Annotated in this window: 12 protein-coding genes; 5 read left to right on the top strand and 7 right to left on the bottom strand. The window is 64.5% G+C overall.

All coding sequences use genetic code 11. From position 1 onward, the window contains the following. Position 1 precedes the first annotated feature (1 nt). On the bottom strand, positions 2-1495 hold the full coding sequence (locus O7610_RS28475) for a helix-turn-helix domain-containing protein (RefSeq protein ID WP_289212256.1): 1494 nt from the start codon (positions 1493-1495) through the stop codon (positions 2-4). 141 nt (positions 1496-1636) lie between these two features. Between O7610_RS28475 and O7610_RS28470 the strand changes: the two genes are divergently transcribed. The 3 genes from O7610_RS28470 to O7610_RS28460 all read left to right on the top strand — a co-directional run bounded on the left by O7610_RS28470 (position 1637) and on the right by O7610_RS28460 (position 3114). Further along, complete coding sequence (locus tag O7610_RS28470) at positions 1637-1828, top strand: DUF397 domain-containing protein (protein ID WP_289207659.1); 192 nt, start codon at positions 1637-1639, stop codon at positions 1826-1828. A 10-nt stretch (positions 1829-1838) separates the two neighbouring features. After that, positions 1839-2240: a hypothetical protein gene (locus O7610_RS28465; RefSeq protein ID WP_289207660.1), complete on the top strand. Its 402-nt coding sequence runs from the start codon at positions 1839-1841 to the stop codon at positions 2238-2240. Positions 2241-2304: 64 nt separating this feature from the next. Continuing rightward, positions 2305-3114 carry an SDR family NAD(P)-dependent oxidoreductase gene (locus O7610_RS28460; protein WP_289212255.1) on the top strand — a complete coding sequence of 270 codons (810 nt, stop codon included), beginning with the start codon at positions 2305-2307 and terminating at the stop codon, positions 3112-3114. 87 nt (positions 3115-3201) lie between these two features. Here the strand turns inward: O7610_RS28460 and O7610_RS28455 are convergent, their stop codons facing one another. The 5 genes from O7610_RS28455 to O7610_RS28435 all read right to left on the bottom strand — a co-directional run bounded on the left by O7610_RS28455 (position 3202) and on the right by O7610_RS28435 (position 14578). Continuing rightward, the gene (locus O7610_RS28455) at positions 3202-4575 is read right to left on the bottom strand and encodes a phospholipase D-like domain-containing protein (RefSeq protein WP_289212254.1); all 1374 of its coding nucleotides are present in this window, start codon (positions 4573-4575) and stop codon (positions 3202-3204) included. Then, entirely contained in the window at positions 4559-7987 is a 3429-nt protein-coding gene (locus tag O7610_RS28450; RefSeq protein ID WP_289212253.1) for a serine/threonine-protein kinase, read from the bottom strand. Before O7610_RS28450 ends, O7610_RS28455 begins: the two co-directional genes overlap by 17 nt. A 167-nt stretch (positions 7988-8154) precedes the next feature. Next, positions 8155-9705, bottom strand: coding sequence for a class I SAM-dependent DNA methyltransferase (locus O7610_RS28445; RefSeq protein ID WP_289212252.1), 1551 nt, complete (start codon positions 9703-9705; stop codon positions 8155-8157). Then, positions 9702-11078, bottom strand: coding sequence for a restriction endonuclease subunit S (locus tag O7610_RS28440; protein ID WP_289212251.1), 1377 nt, complete (start codon positions 11076-11078; stop codon positions 9702-9704). Before O7610_RS28440 ends, O7610_RS28445 begins: the two co-directional genes overlap by 4 nt. Then, the gene (locus O7610_RS28435) at positions 11075-14578 is read right to left on the bottom strand and encodes a DEAD/DEAH box helicase family protein (RefSeq protein WP_289212250.1); all 3504 of its coding nucleotides are present in this window, start codon (positions 14576-14578) and stop codon (positions 11075-11077) included. The genes O7610_RS28440 and O7610_RS28435 overlap by 4 nt, the downstream gene beginning before the upstream one ends. Before the next feature lie 180 nt (positions 14579-14758). On the opposite strand from O7610_RS28435, the gene O7610_RS28430 reads away from it, so the two are divergent. Together O7610_RS28430 and glxA are read left to right on the top strand one after the other, a co-directional pair. Beyond that, a complete protein-coding gene (locus tag O7610_RS28430) occupies positions 14759-15610 on the top strand; it encodes a hypothetical protein (protein WP_289212249.1) in 852 nt (283 codons plus the stop codon). 131 nt (positions 15611-15741) lie between these two features. Then, on the top strand, positions 15742-17685 hold the full coding sequence (gene glxA, locus O7610_RS28425) for a radical copper oxidase GlxA (protein ID WP_289212248.1): 1944 nt from the start codon (positions 15742-15744) through the stop codon (positions 17683-17685). A 12-nt stretch (positions 17686-17697) separates the two neighbouring features. On the opposite strand, the gene O7610_RS28420 is transcribed toward glxA, so the two are convergent. Continuing rightward, positions 17698-18765: a glycoside hydrolase family 6 protein gene (locus O7610_RS28420; RefSeq protein ID WP_281553416.1), complete on the bottom strand. Its 1068-nt coding sequence runs from the start codon at positions 18763-18765 to the stop codon at positions 17698-17700. Positions 18766-18827 lie beyond the last annotated feature (62 nt).

The following is an 18827-nucleotide window of genomic DNA, read 5'->3' as shown; positions in this document are numbered from 1 at the left end:
TTCACGCCACGTGGGTCAGGAGCCGGTCGTCAAGCTCGGCGAGCGCCGGGACATCGGACTTGTCCCGGATCAGCTGACGCAAGCCGTGCACCCGCTGGCTAATCAGGCGGGTCTTCCTTGCTCCTGTGTGGTCAAGAGCCTCGTGGCCGAGCGCCGCACCTTGGTCGTAACGTCCGCGCTGGATAGCCGCAGCGGACACGTCCGCGAGGACGATGACCTTCTTGAAGTCTGTCGCCTCCAGCGAGGCGATGACCGAGTCCGTGACCGCATCAAGATCGGCATGGTCCAGCCGGGCATGCGTGGTGATCGACATGCTGCCCAGACGTGTCGGCGTCAGGAAGGCGGTCCACGAACGTTCATTGTGAGGACGGGCGTAATCGTAGGCCGTCATCGCCCGGTCGAGCGCCCGCAGCGCGGGCATCTCGTCCGTCAGAGTGGCGTTGATCTCGGCTTCGCGTGCTGCCAGCCATGCCCGCGTGGTGGCACTTTCTGGGCTGCGCGCATAGCGCTGGGCCGCGACGAGCAGTTCGCGGGCGTTTCCAGTGTCGCCGTCTGCTTCGGCGGCGTAGCTGCGGTAGGCCAGGACACAGGCGAGCAGCGGTCCGTCTCCGGCCTGGTGCGCCGCATCTGACGCGGCACCGAGGAGACGGTCCGCTTCGGCGAAGTCCCTCAGATCCCAGGCGAGCCAGCCGGCCAGGGCCAGCGCCTCGCCGGCCGCCATCAGCAACCGGCGCTGGAATCGCACAGGCGGCCCGGTGAGCAGGTGATTCAGACGCATGATGTGCGCTTGCAGGTGCCTGGTCAGATCTCCGCTCGGCAGGTGCTCCTCGCGGCGGAACATCTCGCAGGTGTACCACTCAAGGTGTTCGACGGTGGGCTCGTCCAGTTGATCTGGATGCTGCATGAAGTACGCGAGACGGCCCCAGGGCTCGTCCGGCCGGCTCTCGGCGAACGACGAGGGCTCCGGTATCCGCTGGAGAGGCACATCGGATGGTTCGCCTACCGTGCCAACGCCGGAGGTCCCACTCGAATGATCTTGCAACCGCCGCAGCTTGGCGAGCCGGTCATCCTTCACCTGCTCGGCGGCCGCAGCTCGCTGTCCGCGCGTGAGTGCTTTGAACTCGTCGTAGCTGCGGAGCAGCACGCCATGCGCGTTCAGCTCCGCGTCACACCGTTCCCAGAAGGTACGGCTGCAGATCGAATAGCCAGTTTCGGCGTTGGCGATCGTGCTGCGACCGTAGTGGATCAAAGGGGCGAGTTGTTCTTGGATGAGCCCGGCGGCCTCCCGGTAGGCGGCGAGCTGCCGTCCCAGCGCTCTCCGCGCTTCGGCGATCACCTGCGATTTGATCATGCCGACCTCATGATCCTTACCGGCGTTACCGATTGCCATATCCGCTGCCACTTCCCCGTACGAACTATCTCCGGCAGTGATCGATGCTGCCATCGATATACCAACGCTGTCCACAGCTGACGCTGCCCGCGCCAGATCACGCATGTCGCAATATTGTCGCAGCCAAGCAAGATCGCGGCGGGTGCACGGAGCAGTTGCACTCACGGTTGGACTCAGGATGGATCCGTGGGAAGATTCAGAGGCTCCCCCGACCAGCAGCCGCGAGACTCAACCGGAGGATGATCGATGAGCACGGTTGAACCGATCTGGCGCAAATCATCCCGCAGCAGCAGCAACGGTGGCGAGTGCGTGGAGGTGGCCGCCAACGTCCCCGGTCGCGTGCTCGTCCGCGACAGCAAGGACCGCGACAGCGGCACCCTGGCCTTCGCGACGGCTGCCTGGCAGTCGTTCATCGCCGAGGTCAGCACCAAGCACTGACTTGGCATCCATGCGGATAGCGATCACCGGACATCGAGGGCTCAGCGACGAGGTCAGCGGCTTTGTCGCGCGAGCCCTCGGTGTGCAACTCGCGCAGTTGACCGACGACCTCGTTGGCGTCACCTGCCTCGCTGACGGGGCAGATCAACTCTTCGCTGAAGCGGTGCTCCGGTGCGGCGGTCGGCTTGAAGTTGTCGTCCCTGCACAGGAGTACCGCGACGGCCTGCCCGAGCACGCCCACGCCGCGTACGACAAGTTGATCAGTCAGGCCGCGAAGGTCCACCGATGCGACTACCGGGTCTCCGACTCGGATGCCCACATGGCGGCAAGCGAGTTGATGGTCGACCAATCGGATCGGCTCTTCGCCGTCTGGGACGGTATGCCCGCCCGAAGCTACGGCGGCACCGCCTAGGCCGTCGCCTACGCCAAGTCTCGCGGCGTCCCTGTGAACATCATCTGGCCGCCCGGTGCCCACCGTGACTGACCAACCCACCGGTAGCAGTCCTCAGGCCACGCAGGCAGCAGCAGATGCCGGCGCAGCCTCGGCACTCCAGCGGGTAGCGGTGGTCACCGGAGCCAACCGAGGGCTCGGCCGAGCAATCGCCCAACAGCTCGCCCAGGCCGGCCTCCACGTCGTCGTCACCGCCAGAAGCGAGGAAGCCGCAGAACGGACAGCCGCCGAGCTGACCGGACTCGGCCTGCCGGTCTCGGGCCACCAGCTCGACATCACCGACCCCGCCAGCGTCGCCCGCGCCATGGCCGACATCGGCTACCAGTACGGCCGACTCGACGTCCTGGTCAACAACGCCGCCATCGCCATCGACCGAGGCCAGGCAGCCAGCGCAGTCGACATGGAAAAGGTCACCGCGACCCTCGACGCGAACCTCATCGGCACCTGGCGCTGCTGCACCGCCGCCATCCCGGAGATGAAGCGAAACGGGTACGGCCGGATCGTCAATGTCACCAGCCACATGGGCACGTCCGCCGAGATGGGGACCGGCAGCGTCTCCTACCGAGTCTCCAAGGCGGGCGTCAACGCACTCACCCAGATCCTCGCGGCTGAGCTACACGACCACAACATCCTCGTCAACGCCGCCTCGCCAGGGAAGGGCAACACCCGCCTCCCCTACGGCAAAGCCAACCACACCCCCGACGAAGCAGCCGAAACACTCACCTGGCTGGCCACACTGCCCGGCCACGGACACACCGGCCGACTCTTCACAACCGCAACCCACTCACCTGGTGAACAGGGTCAACGCCCCAACCTTTTCTCAGGAACACGATAGAACCCCACAAATCGGAATCCGCACAATCCCGGAACAAACTAGGAGTCGATCGAGGGCAGGCCCATACCACGACCATCCCACACCAAGTCACGCAGTGAGGCGGTGTTGCGCAATCAAGCTTAAGTACTTCTGGTAATTTTCATCAACTAGTTCCTTGCTTCGCACGAGCGTGCCCTCTTCCATCCGATAGGTGCGGTCCGCCGATCCCTGGAACGAAAGCCAGTTGAAACTTGTTGTAATCCATACGTCATCATAAATAAGCACCTTGGCATGCGTCCTGCGCAACCTAGTGAAGGTGAACCGATCGGGATATCGTCCCGCGAGGTTCGACAGCTTGCGCACGGCGTCCTCGTGACATTCTGGATCCCCTGGGTCGATCCCGTACGCAATATGCACTGAAACATTTCGTCGTAGTCGCTGCTCGAGCTTCCCAAGAAAAGAGGTGTTGACGACATTCCTCTTGATCCAAGGCGACACGATAAGAACACGGCGTGATGCTTGAGTCAGCGCCTCATCCAAAAGGCCGGGATGCTCAACGACTCCGATCCCACGGACCTCCGGCATGTCCACCGGAAGAGCCACTTCGTCGCGCTGGCCATCGGATAGAGACTCCGCCTGCTGCCGCGTCACTTCTTCCAGCGGGACACGTAAGCTCTCCAACTCATCCGAGAGCAACGGTCTTGGCTCAGCAGGCTCGGCCTTGATCCCAATCCTCGATGCGCCGCCTAAACTCAGCAAAGCCATCTCATGCTCTTGGCTGAGTTCGTCGTCCACAACGACAGCTAGCTGCACTTCCTCTCGCGACGCGTCCGCAAAGACCATCAACTTTGCCGACATAAAGCGCTTTGCGGGTCGCTGCCGAACCCCCTTGACAACCAGCACCTCGCGCTCCGCTAGCCCATCAGTCTGGAGAATCGAATTAATCTCCGCCGCGGTTATATCCGTCGTCGCCACTTTATGTGGCCGCAACTCCGGAAGGATGACGACATCATCTCGCTGGGCCTCACTTCGGGATATTGTCTGACCATCGTCATACGGCCGAATTCGCCAGAGTAGCCGGTCGAAAATCAACGGAAGCTCTACGTTCACAGGGCTCACCGACGCAAGTTCCCGGGCCGTAACCCGACCGCGACCAGTGAGCGCCAGCGTCTTTCGATTTAGGTGGTGACGGTAGGCGATGTTGTCAGACGACAATTGGCCGGCGATGGCGTCAGTGACAATAGCTTCCGGAAGGCCTAGGAGACCGGTGAGGTCTTCGACAGTTACAACGTCTGCAGCAAGAAATCGGAGGATAAATTCGTCTAGTGGCGGTAGCTTCTTCCTATCCTGGGCGAGCACATCCGCGCTGACTAGAGTGACAGGAATGGCCGCATCGACAATAGCGACCAGGTCCCAACCGGGACGACTTCCCTGGAACCGCAACGCCAACTGGTTGTCTGGACTGCTAGTTGCCTGCATCACGGATACCACACTCCTCTGGGTGCTCGCTGATATAATATAGGACATCACGCAGCGCACCCGGCTTACCTCGGCAAAATTCGGCGTCCCCGATGACGATCAGACCAAAACGGGCACGAGAGAGCGCAACGTTTATTCGCCGCCAGTAGTGCTCGCCGATGAATCCGAATTCCCCGCGTTCGTTGCTGCGCGTGACGGAGAAGATTGCAATATCGCACTCCCTCCCTTGCACCGCATCGACAGACAGAACTTCGACGATCAGATGCGTCGGACGCATGCCCGCGACTCGCCTTCGAAGGTCCTCCACCTGGCGCCCGTATGGCGCAATCACGAGAATATTGAGCCTATCTCCGCCCGGTTCGACCATGTGCAGATCGACCGCCCGATTCATCACCTCAAGCGCTGCGATCACCTGACTCGCCTCAGCCGGATTGGCGACGCTCGTATTTCCAAAGCTACGTATTGACTCGCGCCGCGCCTCACCTAGCGAACGCGTGTTAATCCAGAGCACCGGCTTGTTGAGCCAATCGTAGCCCTTCAGCAGGTGGCGGTTCGGCGAAACGAGCTCGCCCTGATAAAAGCAAGTTGAGACAAGGTTCCCAATTGCAGGCGTCATGCGGTACTGCTCGGTGAGCATGTGCCGGATTGGCGCTGCAGTCCGATCTGATAGGTACTGAAATAGCGTTGTCTTGATCAGCTCCTCGGTGAGTCCGAACTCGTCTATCAATCGAGGCTCCCGCAACAGGTCTTCGTCCATCGGCGGCAGTTGGTTGGTGTCTCCCACCAGGATCCACTGCCGAGCTCGAGCAAGTGGTACCAGAGCCTCGGTCGCAGTAGCTTTCGATGCCTCGTCGAAGATGCACAGATCAAAATCCAACTCACGCGCAGCAGGATGGCTGAGGAATCCAAGCGCCGTACCACCAACAACATTTGTGGTACGCAAATACGCGGTTACTAGCTTCATGTCGGTATCGATGCGTTGTAGCCACTCTCCCTGCAATCTGAGAAGGTTCATCAGATTATGTGCTGTGGGTGCATCACCAAGCAGCGCGCCGATAGCAGAGCGCGCCACGGAGGCATTAGGTCGGGCTGGAAGCGTAAGTGCTCCATCAAGGAGAACTTGGATATCCACCATCAGCTCGTCGGACTTCTCCTGCAGCCGCTCCAACCGCTCCCGAGCGTTAATCAGATCGCCAGCAGCGTTTCTCGTTGCACTAGTCTTATCACCGGTTATCGAAGACTCCAGACGAGCAACGACTTCCCGCACGTGACTCGCATCTGATTGAATCGCTGCCAACTCTTCCAACAGCAAGGCGGCTTCGAGATGACGGGAATTAAGCCCTTGAGCGGATGCGATCTGCTTTAAGTATGCGGCAGCCTTTGCCCGTATACCACGTGACCACTTCTTGATCCGACCGTCGATTAACAGATGTCGAACATCCCCGGAAACTCTAGGATCGTCCGGACGTCCAAGCCGTACGAGGCCCTCAACGCCAGCCGATTCCAAGCGCTCCAGCGCATTGTCGACTGCGATATGGGTTTGGCTGACTATTAGGATCCGGGCGTTCGGCTGTCGCCTAATCGTCTGCCGCACGATTTCAACGATGACCGTCGTTTTGCCGGTACCAGGCGGTCCTTGGATAAGCAAGAGATCCTGTGTCCCCAAAGCGTGCCGGACCACCTGCTGCTTGCTCTGATCAAGGTTACCGCGCGACCACTCCGTGACCTCGACTGGCGTTCCTGCCTGTAGAGAGATCGGATCCTGGATGATCTGCCCCAGTCGTGGGTTCGCTGTCTGGCCGGTACGGACGTTGACGAGTGCCTCCTGCTGCCGCTGCAGGGCGACCTTGCTCGGTCCTAGGTACGGCACCAGGACGCCGTTTCGGGGAACCCTATTTGTCTGCTTCCGGAACTGGATGCGTATGCCGTCATCTGTTTGCTCAATCACCTCGCCACGATCGACGGAATAGCCCTGAGGTGAGTGGGCCACCTCCCATTCCTCCCCCATCAGGGAAATCTCATGAGGTTCGGTCAGATGAAAAATGATTTTTCGGCCACGCTGAGTAATTCCCCTATAGACAATTGGCTTCCGGGCACCACGGGCAAGGACTTCGCGCGCTTCCAGCAGCCTGCGCCATTTTTCATACAGGTCACCAATCTTGTCCCCGTTCTCTGCCGAACTCTCGGCTGCAGCACGTTTATTTGACTGATCCTCGTCCAAGCGATCAAGCACAAAATCGATGCCTGCACTGGCCGCCGCCTCGCCCGGATCATCGAAACGGAGAGTCAGAAGTCGGCTGAAATCGACAGCTTTCTCTCGCCATCGCCGTAGCCACTCCTCGTCTCTGACACTAGCACTCACGATCCGCGCCCGGTCGTCATACTCGTGGTCCTGCACAACGCGCAGCATCATGGACTTGCCGGCAAGAACGATCACATCGCGGTCGACTTGCCGACTTCTTGCGTCGTATCCATAATCGATGTGCAATACATCACCCAAATCGTTGAGGACATCAGCCTCAGCCCGCCTTTGGTCAACCTTCTCCTTTTCAACGCGCAGGATCGCACCAGCGGCGGCACGGGTCATCCCAAGCCAAAGAACGTTATTCTTACGAGAGGTCCGTTGCCGGAAAATTTGGTAAGCATCCGTCAGCTTCTGGTTCAGCACTGCAGCATTTTTGAAGCGATCACTTGGATCGAGGGCGACACAATTCCACAGGACATCACGAATCTCGTTTGGCACGACTACGAGACTATTTAGCGCCGGCTCAAGGTCTGCGTAACTTGCGACCTCACGCGACGCAAGCACCTTGACCGCAAGTACCCCGAATGCAAATATGTCGCGCACATAAGGAACCGAATCATCCATTTCGGGAGGTGCGTACAAGCCAGACCGGAAGCCGGAAACAGTCCGGTCCGGATCCGTCATTTTTGAACGAATCTTTGCAATTCCAAAGTCCGCAAGCTTTACCTCACCTTCGGGATCAAGCAGCACATTTCCTGGCTTGACATCCCGATGCTCAATTTCCTTTGCGTGTGCAAAACTCAACGCATTTGCGAGCGGAAGGCCAATCTTGTCAAAGTACTCTTGCCACTCGTAAACGCGTCCTGCGTCAAGTTCGTCCTTCAGACTACGGTCGATCCACTCCAGGGCCATAAAGTACTTGCCGAGCTCTGCGCTCCATCCGGAGTCTAGCAAGCGGACGATGTTTTTGTGCTGCAGCTTTCCGAGTGTCTCCGTCTCCCGCTGCAAGAAAATCTCGATGACGCCGTCACCCGTAGGCGAGTTAAGCATCTTGACCGCGACGAACCCGCCACTTGCACTGTCGAACGCCTTCCGCACCTCTGACAAGCCACCCCGTTTTGGCGACTCGTCGGTCAGTACAAATCTACCATTAACCAGCGTTGGGGGCATTTGGCACTCCTCGGTTTGGCCGCAGGATATAATTCCCGCATAGCCGGACTGTTCTTGGATTGTCGGAGAGGCTTGTCAGACTAACCACAACCAACAAGGCACCAGAAACCGGATCTTTGCAGAGAGAGCGCACTCCCGTCTGGAGTGGGCACCGCATTCTTTCCACTCTACTGCAAAGTAGTATTTGCATCAGGAACTCTTGACTCCGACTTCTGCAAAGGTAGCGCATTCACTGCAGCGCGACTCGTGAGCGCGTCGGCGATGGCGGCGAACTCGCGTAGGGCGGCTTGTAGGTCTTCGACGATCTCCTGGGCGATGACCTCGGGTGGCAGCAGTGCGTCGGCGTCCTCCAGCGAGGCGTCCTTCAGCCAGGTGATGTCCAGGTTGACTTTGTCCCGGCTCAGCAACTCGTCGTAGTCGTACGCTCGGAACCGCTCGCTCTCCACCCGCTCGGCCCGATCCTTGCCCGGCAGGTAGCAGTCCCTGACGAACTCCTCCAGATGCTCCCGCCGCAGCGGGTTCTGCTTAAGGGTGAAGTGCTGGTTGGTGCGGAAGTCGTACACCCAGTGCTTGCTGGTCCACGGCTCCTCCCGGGCGCGCTTGCGCTCGAAGAACAGCACGTTGGCCTTGACCCCACCGGCGTAGAAGATGCCGGTCGGCAGCCGCAGCATGGTGTGCAGGTCGTACTGCTTGAGCAGCCGCCGCCGGATCGTCTCCCCCGCCCCGCCCTCGAAGAGCACGTTGTCGGGCAGCACCACCGCGGCCCGCCCGTCGATCTCCAGCATCGAAGCGATGTGCTGCACGAAGTTGAGCTGCTTGTTCGACGTCGTCGCCCAGAAGTCGGCGCGCTCGATCTCCCGCTCCTCGCGGCTGGCCCGCCCGTCCTCACCGATCATGCGGATCGACGAGCTACGCCCGAACGGCGGGTTGGCCAGCACCAGGCTGACCTTGCTCGACGGCTCCCGCCCGAGCGAGTCGCGGACGTCGATCAGCGACGGGCCGCTCGCCGTACCAATGCCGTGCAGCAGCATGTTCATGGCGGCGAGCCGCGCGGTGCCGTCGACCAGCTCGGTGCCGGTGATCCCACCGTTGGCCAGGTGCCGGGCCTGGTCGCGGGTCAGGCTGTCGCCGTGGTGCCGCTGGATATGGTCGTACGCCGACAGCAGGAACCCACCCGTGCCGCACGCCGGGTCGGTGATCGTGTCGCCCGGGGTCGGCTGCACGCAGTCGACGATCGCCTCGATCAGCGCACGCGGCGTGAAGTACTGCCCGGCACCCGACTTGGCATCCTCCGCGCCCTTGGCCAGCAGTTCCTCGTACGCGTCGCCCTTGACGTCGACGCCGGCCTGCGACCACTGCTCCTTGTCGATCAGGTCGACGATCAGCTTCTTGAGCTTCGCAGGGTCCTGGATCTTGTTCTGCGCCTTGCGGAAGATCGTGCCGAGCGTGCCGGACTCCTGCCCGAGGCCGCTGAGGATGTTGCGGTACTGCACTTCTAGCCGGACACCGTCGCTGTCGAGCAACGTCTGCCAGCTCAGGTCCGCCGGCACGATCTGCTCCGGCTTGAGCGGCCGGTTGGCCCGTTCGTGGGCCATCTTCAAGAACAGCAGGTACGTCAGCTGCTCCACGTAGTCGATCGTGGAAACCCCGTCGTCGCGCAGCACGTCGCAGTAGTTCCACAGCTTCTGCACCAGCCGGCGCGAATCCACGTTGCTCACAGCGGCAACTCTCCCTGCTGAAAATCGGTCCCAATCGCCCTGGTCGCGGGCGCAGCCAGCTCCTTGGCCGTACGCCGCCCTCGCTGCTTCGGCACCACCACCCGTTGCGCCCGAATGCGTGCCAGCAACTCCGACGCCGGCTCATCCGCCGGTTCCTGCTCCACCAACCGCCCCGCAAATGCCTCCACCAGCAACGCCTCACGAAGCCGCCCCGCCCGCCGATCGGCGTGGGCTATTGACTGCTCTACCTCTCCGAGGCTCACATCCAGTTCGGCGGAACGCGAAATGGCGCTACGCTGATACTCCAAATCAGGGACAGGGATGGTGATGATTCGCAGCTTCTCTTGAGGAAGGTGCTTGATAGTAGTTCCCGTAAGGAGCTTGTTGATCCGGCCGTTCCGGACGGACTCCTCAAGCATCAACGCTACCCAGTCCACCAGAACTCGCTCAGTGACTCGAACGCGGTGCAGAGCCTTTTGGTAGGCCATCTCTCGTGAGTCTCGCCAAACGGCACAGCGTCCCGGCTCACCACCCTCGCAGACCAGCAGGTCGCCTGCCTGCAACGCGAACCTGGTCCGCTCGCGGCTCCCCAGCGGCACGCGCTCGACGTTGGTGAGGTCCACAGAACCCCAGCGAACATTGATGTTCCGAAGGTACGGCGACAGCTCGCCAGTAGAACGCTTCGCGTCGAGCATCTTTCCCAGGCTCGTATCAGCCAATTCCCCTAGAGGAAGCTGAACGGCACCCGCAAGGAGCGCCTCCTCGCGAAGCGCCATCAACCGTGACCTACGCAATGGCAGCCGACGTGCCGCTGCTCGCTGCAAGTATCCTTTCCCCGCTTCCAACCGTGAAAGTTCCTTCTCGACGGCCGCGACGATGCGGCGCTGCTCAGCGAGTGGCGGAACCGGTAGTACCACGCTTCTCAGCTTGCCCACACTTAGTGTGTACAGCCCGCTGGTGGAACCCGCGACTGATCGAACGTAAGCCGAAACAGTCGGAGAGTTCCACGCATACTCAAGATACTCAGGCAGTACAGCCGGAGACGGACGGACGCAGATCAGATGATTCTGGTGGACGCAGTCGATGATACTTCCGTCCCAGAGCGCGGCTCGGCCAATCTGATCCGGGCTCCCGTTGCCCTCGACAACAAGCAAGTCCCCTCGCTGCAGCCTATAGCGGTCGAGCTCACCTTCGAAGAGTTCAACCTCGTGGATCTCGGACAGGTTGAGCTGCCCCCTGAGCACGTTGGCGACACGGAGAAATGGGTACTTGTTTTCGACCGGACGCCGTTTTGCTTGCTTTTGGATGCCACCCCTGATGTCAGCGACCTCGCCAAGGGTCGCCCATTCCCAGCCGGGGGGTAGGTCGCTCATGCGGTGAGTTCCTGGTTGAGTTCGGTGATGAGGGGTTCGGCCTGGGCACCGAAGGTCTGGACGTACCCGTCGATGCCGCCGCGTTCGGTGAACGGGGCGCCGTCCAGGTCGTCGGGGGTGACGGCAACGCTTGCCGCTATCACGTTCTTGATCCTTTCCAGCCACCAGACTTGCTCGGGGGTGAAGGCTGCGCCGGCCTGCTCCTGGCGCAGCAGCCAACCTTGGAAGCGTTCTTCGACGACCGACCGGTACGGGCGCAGCTCCTGGTCGAGGCCGAGCTCGTAGCGCACGAGGGTGATCAGGTCGGTGACGCCCCGGTCGCCGGGGGCTTCGGCGGTGCGGCCGAGCAGCACGTACGCCTCCCACAGCCGGTCCGGCGTCCACGCCTGCGGTGGTCGGGAGATCCGCGCGGCCAGCTCTTTGAGCTGGTCGAAGTCGACCCGGCCTTTGCCGTCGAAGAAGACCTGCAGCGCGGTGATCTCGTCGCGGTGTTCTTCGAGGTAGGCGTGCCAGCTGCGGACGACCTTCTGCGCCCGTTCGGCGGCCGGCACCCCGGCGGCGGACAGCAGCGTGTCCCGGTTGACCTCGTCGATGGTGATGTCGTGGGCGCGGCGGATCTCCAGGATGCGGTGCCGCAGCTCCGGTGCGGCGGCCAGCGGCCGGAGCGCTTCGGCGAGCAGGTCGCGTACCGCGTCGGGGCCGGCCTCGTGCGCGGGAATCAGCGATTCGGGGGCGACGGCGTCGGTGAGTCGGCGGGCGATTGCGGCCAGGGGTTGGCCGTCGGCGAGGTCGGTCAGCTCGGCGCGTTCGTCGTCGGTGAGTTGGCGGTCTAGCCGGGCCAGTCGGGCGGCCAGGGTGGCGACCTCGTCCTGGTCGGCGGTGAGGGTGCCGGCTTTGCCGAGGAGTTCGCGCAGTGAGATCTGTGCTTCGGTGCGCCGGTGCAGCGGCACCGCCTCGTCCAACTCCTGCTCGGTGACGCCGACCGCGTCGACGATGACGAACCGGTCCTTGACCTGGGCGTCCGGGGTGACGGCCTGGAAGTCGGCGGCGTCGATGGTGCGGGCGCCCCGGCCTTTCATCTGCTCGAAGTAGGTCGCCGTGCGGACCGGGCGCAGGAACAGCAGGCATTCCAGCGGCCGGACGTCGGTGCCGGTGGCGATCATGTCGACGGTGACGGCGATCCGCAGCTCCGGGCTGTTGCGCAGCGCCTGGATCAGCTCGTCGGGGTTGTCGCCGGTGCGCCGCGACGCGTACGTGATCTTGGTGGCGAAGTCGTTGCCGCGGCCGAAGACGTCGCGGACCATGGTGACGATCTCTTCGGCGTGGTTGTCGTCCCGAGCGAAGATCAACGTCTTGGGTACGGTCGTGCGGCCGGGGAAGATCTCGGTGAAGAGTCGGTCCCGGAAGGTCTCCAGCACCAGTTTCAGCTGGCCACGGGAGATCACCGTGCGGCCGACGTCCTTACCGACGTAGCTGAAGTCCTCCTCCAGCTCCTGGTAGCGCTCGGCGCGGGTGCGCCGGTCGCGCAGCGGCACCACCGTCTTCGCCTCGATGGTCGAGCCGGCGTCGGTGATCTCGGTGCGGATCCGGTAGACGTCGAAGCCGACGTTGACCCCGTCGGCGACCGCCTGCTCGTAGGTGTACTCCGAGACCAGATTTTGTCGGAAGAAGCCGAGGGTCTGCTTCACCGGCGTGGCGGTCAGCCCGACCATGAAGGCGTCGAAGTACTCGAGCACCGCCCGCCACTTGCCGTAGATCGACCGGTGGCATTCGTCCACAATGATGAGATCAAACGCTTCCGGTGGGATAGCCGGGTTGTAGGCGACCTGCGCCGGTTCATCCAGGTCATAGCTGTCGTACGCCTGGTCGTCGACGTCGACGTCCGGCAGCTCCCGCCCGGCCAACGCGCCGTAGAGCCGCTGGATCGTGGAGATCACCACCGCCGACGAGCCGAGCATGCCGGCCCCGGCCAGCCGGTCCACGTTGAACAACTCGGTGAACTTGCGCCCGTCCCCCGGCGTGGCGTAGCCGGCGTACTCGCGCAGCGTCTGCCGGCCCAGGTTGTTGCGGTCGACCAGGAACAGAATGCGGACTGCCTTGGCGTGGTGCAGCAGCCGGTAGCTGCTGGTCACCGCCATGAACGTCTTCCCCGCACCGGTCGCCATCTGGATCAGCGACCTAGGCTTGTCTGCGGCCAGCGCGCCTTCGAGGCCGCGTACCGCGTCGATCTGGGCTTGGCGCAGCCCCTCCTCCGCAAGCGGCGGAAGTTGCCGCAGCCGGGCCCGCAGCGTCGGGGCCGCCGGGTCGTCGTCGGCCTCGCGCATCCAGCGCGCGAGCGTCTCCGGCTGGTGAAAGGCGAAAACCTCCCGGGTACGCGGCTGCGGGTCCAGCCCGTTGACGAACGCCGTCTCGGTGCCGGTGGCGACGTAGCCGAACGGCAGCGGCGCGTCCCGCCGCCAGGCGGAGATTCGCTGCTCGCGGGTCAGCCCGCGCAGGTAGCGGTCCAGCTGCGCCTCCACCCCACGCGGCGCGGTGCCTTCCCGCTTGGCTTCGATCACCCCGACCAGTTTCTGCTGTACGTAGAGCAGGTAGTCGGCCCGGCCGGTGGCCAGGGTGACCTCCCGTACGGCGACACCGGCGACCCCGGTCCCCGCGTACAGATTGATCTGGGTTTCGTCCTGGACCTGCCAGCCGGCGGCGATGAGCTGCCGGTCGATCTCGACCCGGGTCTGCACCTCGTTGAGCGGCTCGGCCGACGCGCGCCGGGCGCGGCTGATGAACGCCTCGCGTTTCGCCGCCGACACCTTCGCCGGCGCACGGGCGGCGAACTCCGCACTGGCCACCGTCATCTGCGGCTCCAGGTCCGCGACCAGCTCGGCGGCGACCGTACGGCGGGCCGCCGACTCGGTGACTGCCCGGTCGGCAGCGGCTTCCGCCGCAGCCTGCGCCGCCGCCACCGACGGCTGTCCGTCGAGCAGAAGTTTCGCCTCGGCCAGCTCCTGGCGGTAGCGGTCCAGCTCGGCCTGCAGGCCGACGACGATGTGCTGTGGCACCTGCTGCGGTGGCGGGCTGGGCGGCACGAAACCGATCGGGCGGCGGTCGTCGGTCAACGCCCGGTGGAACCACACCCCCAGCTCGAAGCAGTCGCGCAGCAGCTCCAGCGCGGTCCGTACCTGGTCGAGGTGGTCGTGCACGGCCTGGTTGCCGACCTTGCGCAGCCGGGTGAACGCCTCGTTGATCTTCGGCGTGAGTACGCCGTTGGCGTTGAGTGCCTGCACCTGGTCGACGAACCTGTCACTGCTGGCCTTGGTGCCGGTGCGATTCACCAGCTCACGGGCGAGAGTGTCGCCGAACGCCCGCGCCTTGAACATCGACGACTGGGCGTCCACGTAGATCAACGACTCGGCGCCGACGCCGTACCAGACCAGCAATCCATGATCCACAAGGAACCCGAAGTTGGCGGACTGGTTGGCGAGACGCCGGATTCGTTGATGATCCACAACTCTCCACAGGGGTACGACCGATGTAGAACGCCAGAGCCTATCCATGCTCGGGCCGACACGGCATCGGCCGGAAAGTATCTGTTCGATACCGATCGGGCAGGCTCCGCCGGTCCGTCAAGGTGGTTGCGGGACTGACCCCGGGCAGCAGCCGGCAGCGACCCGGTGAATGATGGCCGGGTGAGCGAGTACCAGTACTACGACTTCCGTGCCATCGACCGGCCACTCGACGAGCAGCAGATGGCTGAGCTCCGTACGCTGTCCACCCGGGCGGAGATCACCCGTACCAGCTTCACCAACGTGTACCACTTCGGCAGCTTCGGCGGCGATCCGCTCGCCATGGTCGAGGAGTACTTCGACGCGCACCTCTACATCACCAACTGGGGCACCCGGCAGCTGGTGCTGCGGCTGCCGCTGCGGCTGCTCGACCTGGAGACCGCCCAGCAGTACTGCTGGGCCGAGCCGGCCGAGGCGTACCAGTCGGGCGACAACCTCATCCTGAACTTCTTCAGCGAGGACCCCGACGGCGTCGAGGACTTCGACCGCGACGGTGAGGGCTGGCTCGCCAGCATCGTCGGCGTCCGCGACCAGCTCGCGGCCGGCGACTACCGTGCCCTCTACCTGGCCTGGCTGTTCCTCATCCAGGACGGGGAGTTCGGCGACGAGGCGACCGAACCGGCGGTGCCGGCCGGGCTCGGTGACCTGACCGGCGCGCTGCACGAGTTCGCCGAGTTCCTGCGGATCGACCCCGACCTGATCGCCGCCGCGGCGCAGGGCAGTGCCCCGGAGGCCGCGGGCGCCGCCGCTGACCCGGCCCGGCTGGCCGACTGGATCGCTCAGCTGCCCTCCGCCGACAAGGACACCGCGCTGCTCGGCCTGCTGCAGGGCGACGGGCTGGCCGTCACCGCCGAACTACGGCAGCGGTTCCGGGCCGACACCGGCACGGCGGCGGCAGACCCTGCCGGCAGCAAACCGCGCACCATCGGCGAGTTGCTCGACGTGGCGGAGACGATCCGGGAGCAGAGCGAGTAGTTCGACCGGGTGTAGTCCCAACGGCCGACCACGACTGGGCCGATGACCCACCGCCGCTGCGGCGGGCGGTCGGGCTCGCCGGCCCGGTCGGCCGCTCCACAGTGGCGATTGCGGCGGCTAGCGTGCAGCGGGTGAAGTGGCCTACCCCCGCAACCCTGCGCCACCGCGTCCTGCTACCCGTACTCGGCGTAGCGCTACTACTCAGCGCAAACGTGCCACCACTGTACGGTTTTACCAGTGACTGGCTGCACGAGCGCAAGCTCAACAGCGTCGAGTACCAGCGGGAACACGGCTACTGGCAGGTCCTCGAACTCCCCGAGGACCAGCGGGTCAACGCGATCCACGCCGCGCTGCTGCCCACCGGCAAGGTGCTGCTGATCGCCGGCTCAGGCAACGACCGGGAGCAGTTCGACGCCGGCACGTTCAAGACCCTGCTGTTCGACCCGGCGACCGAACAGACCGAACTCGTACCGACCCCGGAGGATCTGTTCTGCTCCGGGCACTCGTTCCTGGCCGACGGCAACCTGCTCGTCGCGGGCGGCACCCAGCGGTACGAGGTCCTCGAACCCGACATCGACCGGGCCGGCGGCACCATGCTGGTCAAGAACGAGTCCCCGGACGGCGGACCGCGCGGCTTCGTCAAGGGCACCGAGTTCGTCGCCCCGGACGGGCGGCGCTACTCCGCCGGGCACGACTTCGTCGTACCGCCGGCCACCAAGACCGACGAACCGGGCGACCGGGTCGTCGTCACCGCCAGCGAGACGGAGGTCTGGGTCGACGCCGCCGGCTTCGGCGACGAGTACGTCGTCGACCGGCAGACCCAGTACCGGGTCAACGGCCTGGTCGGCGACGAGGTGCAGGACATCTACGGCCTCGCCGAGGCAATCACCATGGACAAGCAGGACTACCAGGGACTCGACGCCGCGTTCGAGTTCAACCCGTGGACCGAACGGTACGAGCGGGTCGACGACATGCACGTCAAACGCTGGTACCCGACGCTGACCACGCTGCCCGACGGGCAGGTGCTCACCGTGGCCGGGCTCGACGGCAGCGGCCAGGTCCTCGACGGCACGCAGCACGAAACCTACGACCCGCAGACCAGGAGCTGGACCCTGCGACCCGACCTGGAACGGTACTTCCCGACGTACCCCAGTCTGTTCCAGACCGCAACGCCCGACCTGCTGTTCTACACCGGATCGAACGCCGGCTACGGACCCGACGACCAGGGCCGCGAACCCGGCCTGTGGGACCTGAGCGACAACACGTTCACCGAGGTCGACGGGCTACGCGACACCGACCAACTGGAAACCAGCATGAGCGCCTGGGCCGGCCCGGTGCAGGAGCAGCGGATCATGGTCGTCGGCGGCGGCGGGGTCGGCGAGTCGGCCCTGTCCAGCGACCGAATCGACCTCATCGACCTGACCTCGGACAACCCCCGGTTCACCCCCGGTCCGGACCTGCCGGACGGGACCCGCTACCCCAACCTGGTGCAGCTGCCCGACGACACCGTGCTGATCACCAACGGCGCCAGCGACTACCGGGGTCGCGGCCTCAGCGACAACCACACCGCCCGGATCTTCCACCCGGACAGCAACACTCTGACGGTTGCCGCCGACCCCCATGTCGGTCGTAACTACCACTCGGCGGCGTTGCTGCTGCCCGACGGCCGGGTGCTCACCGTCGGCTCCGACCCGCTGTTCCGCGACGCCAAGAACAGCATCAGCGGTGAGTTCGAGCAGCGGCTGGAGCTGTACTCCCCGCCGTACCTGTTCAGCGGTGTGCGTCCGGTCCTCGGCAGCGTGCCGGAGCGGATCGAACGTGGCGGCAGCGTCACAGTGATCAGCCCGCACGCCGACCGGATCGACCGGGTGCGGCTGATCCGGCCGGGTGCCGCCACCCACATGCTCAACAACGAGCAGCGGTCGGTGGCGGTAGACTTCACCCCTGCCAGCACGGGACGACTGGAGCTGAGCCTGCCGGAAGAGGCGACGATCCTGCCGTCCGGGCCGTACCTGCTGTTCGCCATCGACACCGACGGGGTGCCGTCGGTCGGCGTACCGGTGATGGTGCGCTGAGCGGGCGGTCACTCACCCCGCCTTGCCGAGCAGTTCGAGGGCGTACTCGGGCCACCACCCGCCGGCGGGCGGCTCACCCGGCCGGCAGTCGCCGTCGGACTCGCCCGGACGTTTGATCCACAGCAGGGCGTCGACCCGGTCCAGTCCGGTCGTCGTAGTCGGTGATTCCCCCAGTGACCGGCCGGGCGGGTTGCACCAGGACGGACCACCGTCGACGGTGGCACCGTCGACCGGCCCGGCGCCGTTGCGGCTGGTGTCGACGACGAACCTGGTACGCCCGTCGAGTTCGTCGGACAGCCGCCGGCCGTAGTCGACGTTCTCCTGCGTACCGATGAAGTTGGAGACGTTGAGCGCGAAGCCGTCGGCTTGCCCGATCCCGGCCCGGCGCAGCGCGTCGGCCAACCTCGGCAGGTCGGCGACCCAGCGGGCGTGGCCGGCGTCGAGATACACCTGGGCGCTGCCGGTCTGCTTGAGCACGGCGACCGCATCGGCGAGCAACGCGAACCGTTCGTCGGCGGAGCCCGCGCCGCAGCTGTCCAGGCTGTGCGCCACAGCGTCCGGTTCGACGATCACCGTGACCGGACGACCGGCGATTCCGGCCGCGAACTCCCGGACCCAGGCCCGGTAGTCGTCGCCGTCGACCGCACCGCCGCCGCTGAAGCTGCCGCAGTCCCGGTCCGGGATGTGGTACGCCACCAGCACCGGCATGCCGCCGGCAGCGTCGGCCCGGGTCAGCACGGTGTCGACGCCGGCGCGTACCGCGGTGGTGCTGCTGGTGACCCAGACCGCTGTCGGCTGCTCACTGATCCGTCGGAGCCGGTCGGCGTCACCGGTGCGGCCGGCCGCCACCCAGGCGGTGACCTGGTCGGCGGCGGCTCCGGTCGGGTCGACGAACAGCTCCGCTCCGGCGAGCGGCACCGCGACCGGCGGGCCGCTGGCGCCAGTGGTGCGGGCATCGGTGATCTGGTCGCCGAGATCACCGGCCGGCTCCGTCGGGGCTGTGCCGCAACCAGCCAGCAACGCCAGGAGCGAGCCGACGGAAAGCGCGGACGTCGACCGGCGGACCATCGACCACAGCACCGTTCGTCCTCCGTCAGTGGCGTAAAGCACGGCCGAGACTAGCTCAACTGGCTGATTCGGGC

The sequence above is a fragment of the Solwaraspora sp. WMMA2065 genome, from assembly GCF_030345075.1.
Taxonomy (GTDB): Bacteria; Actinomycetota; Actinomycetes; order Mycobacteriales; family Micromonosporaceae; genus Micromonospora_E.
The sequence above is the reverse complement of the archived record's forward strand: the minus strand, read 5'-3'. Positions and strand labels throughout refer to the sequence as shown.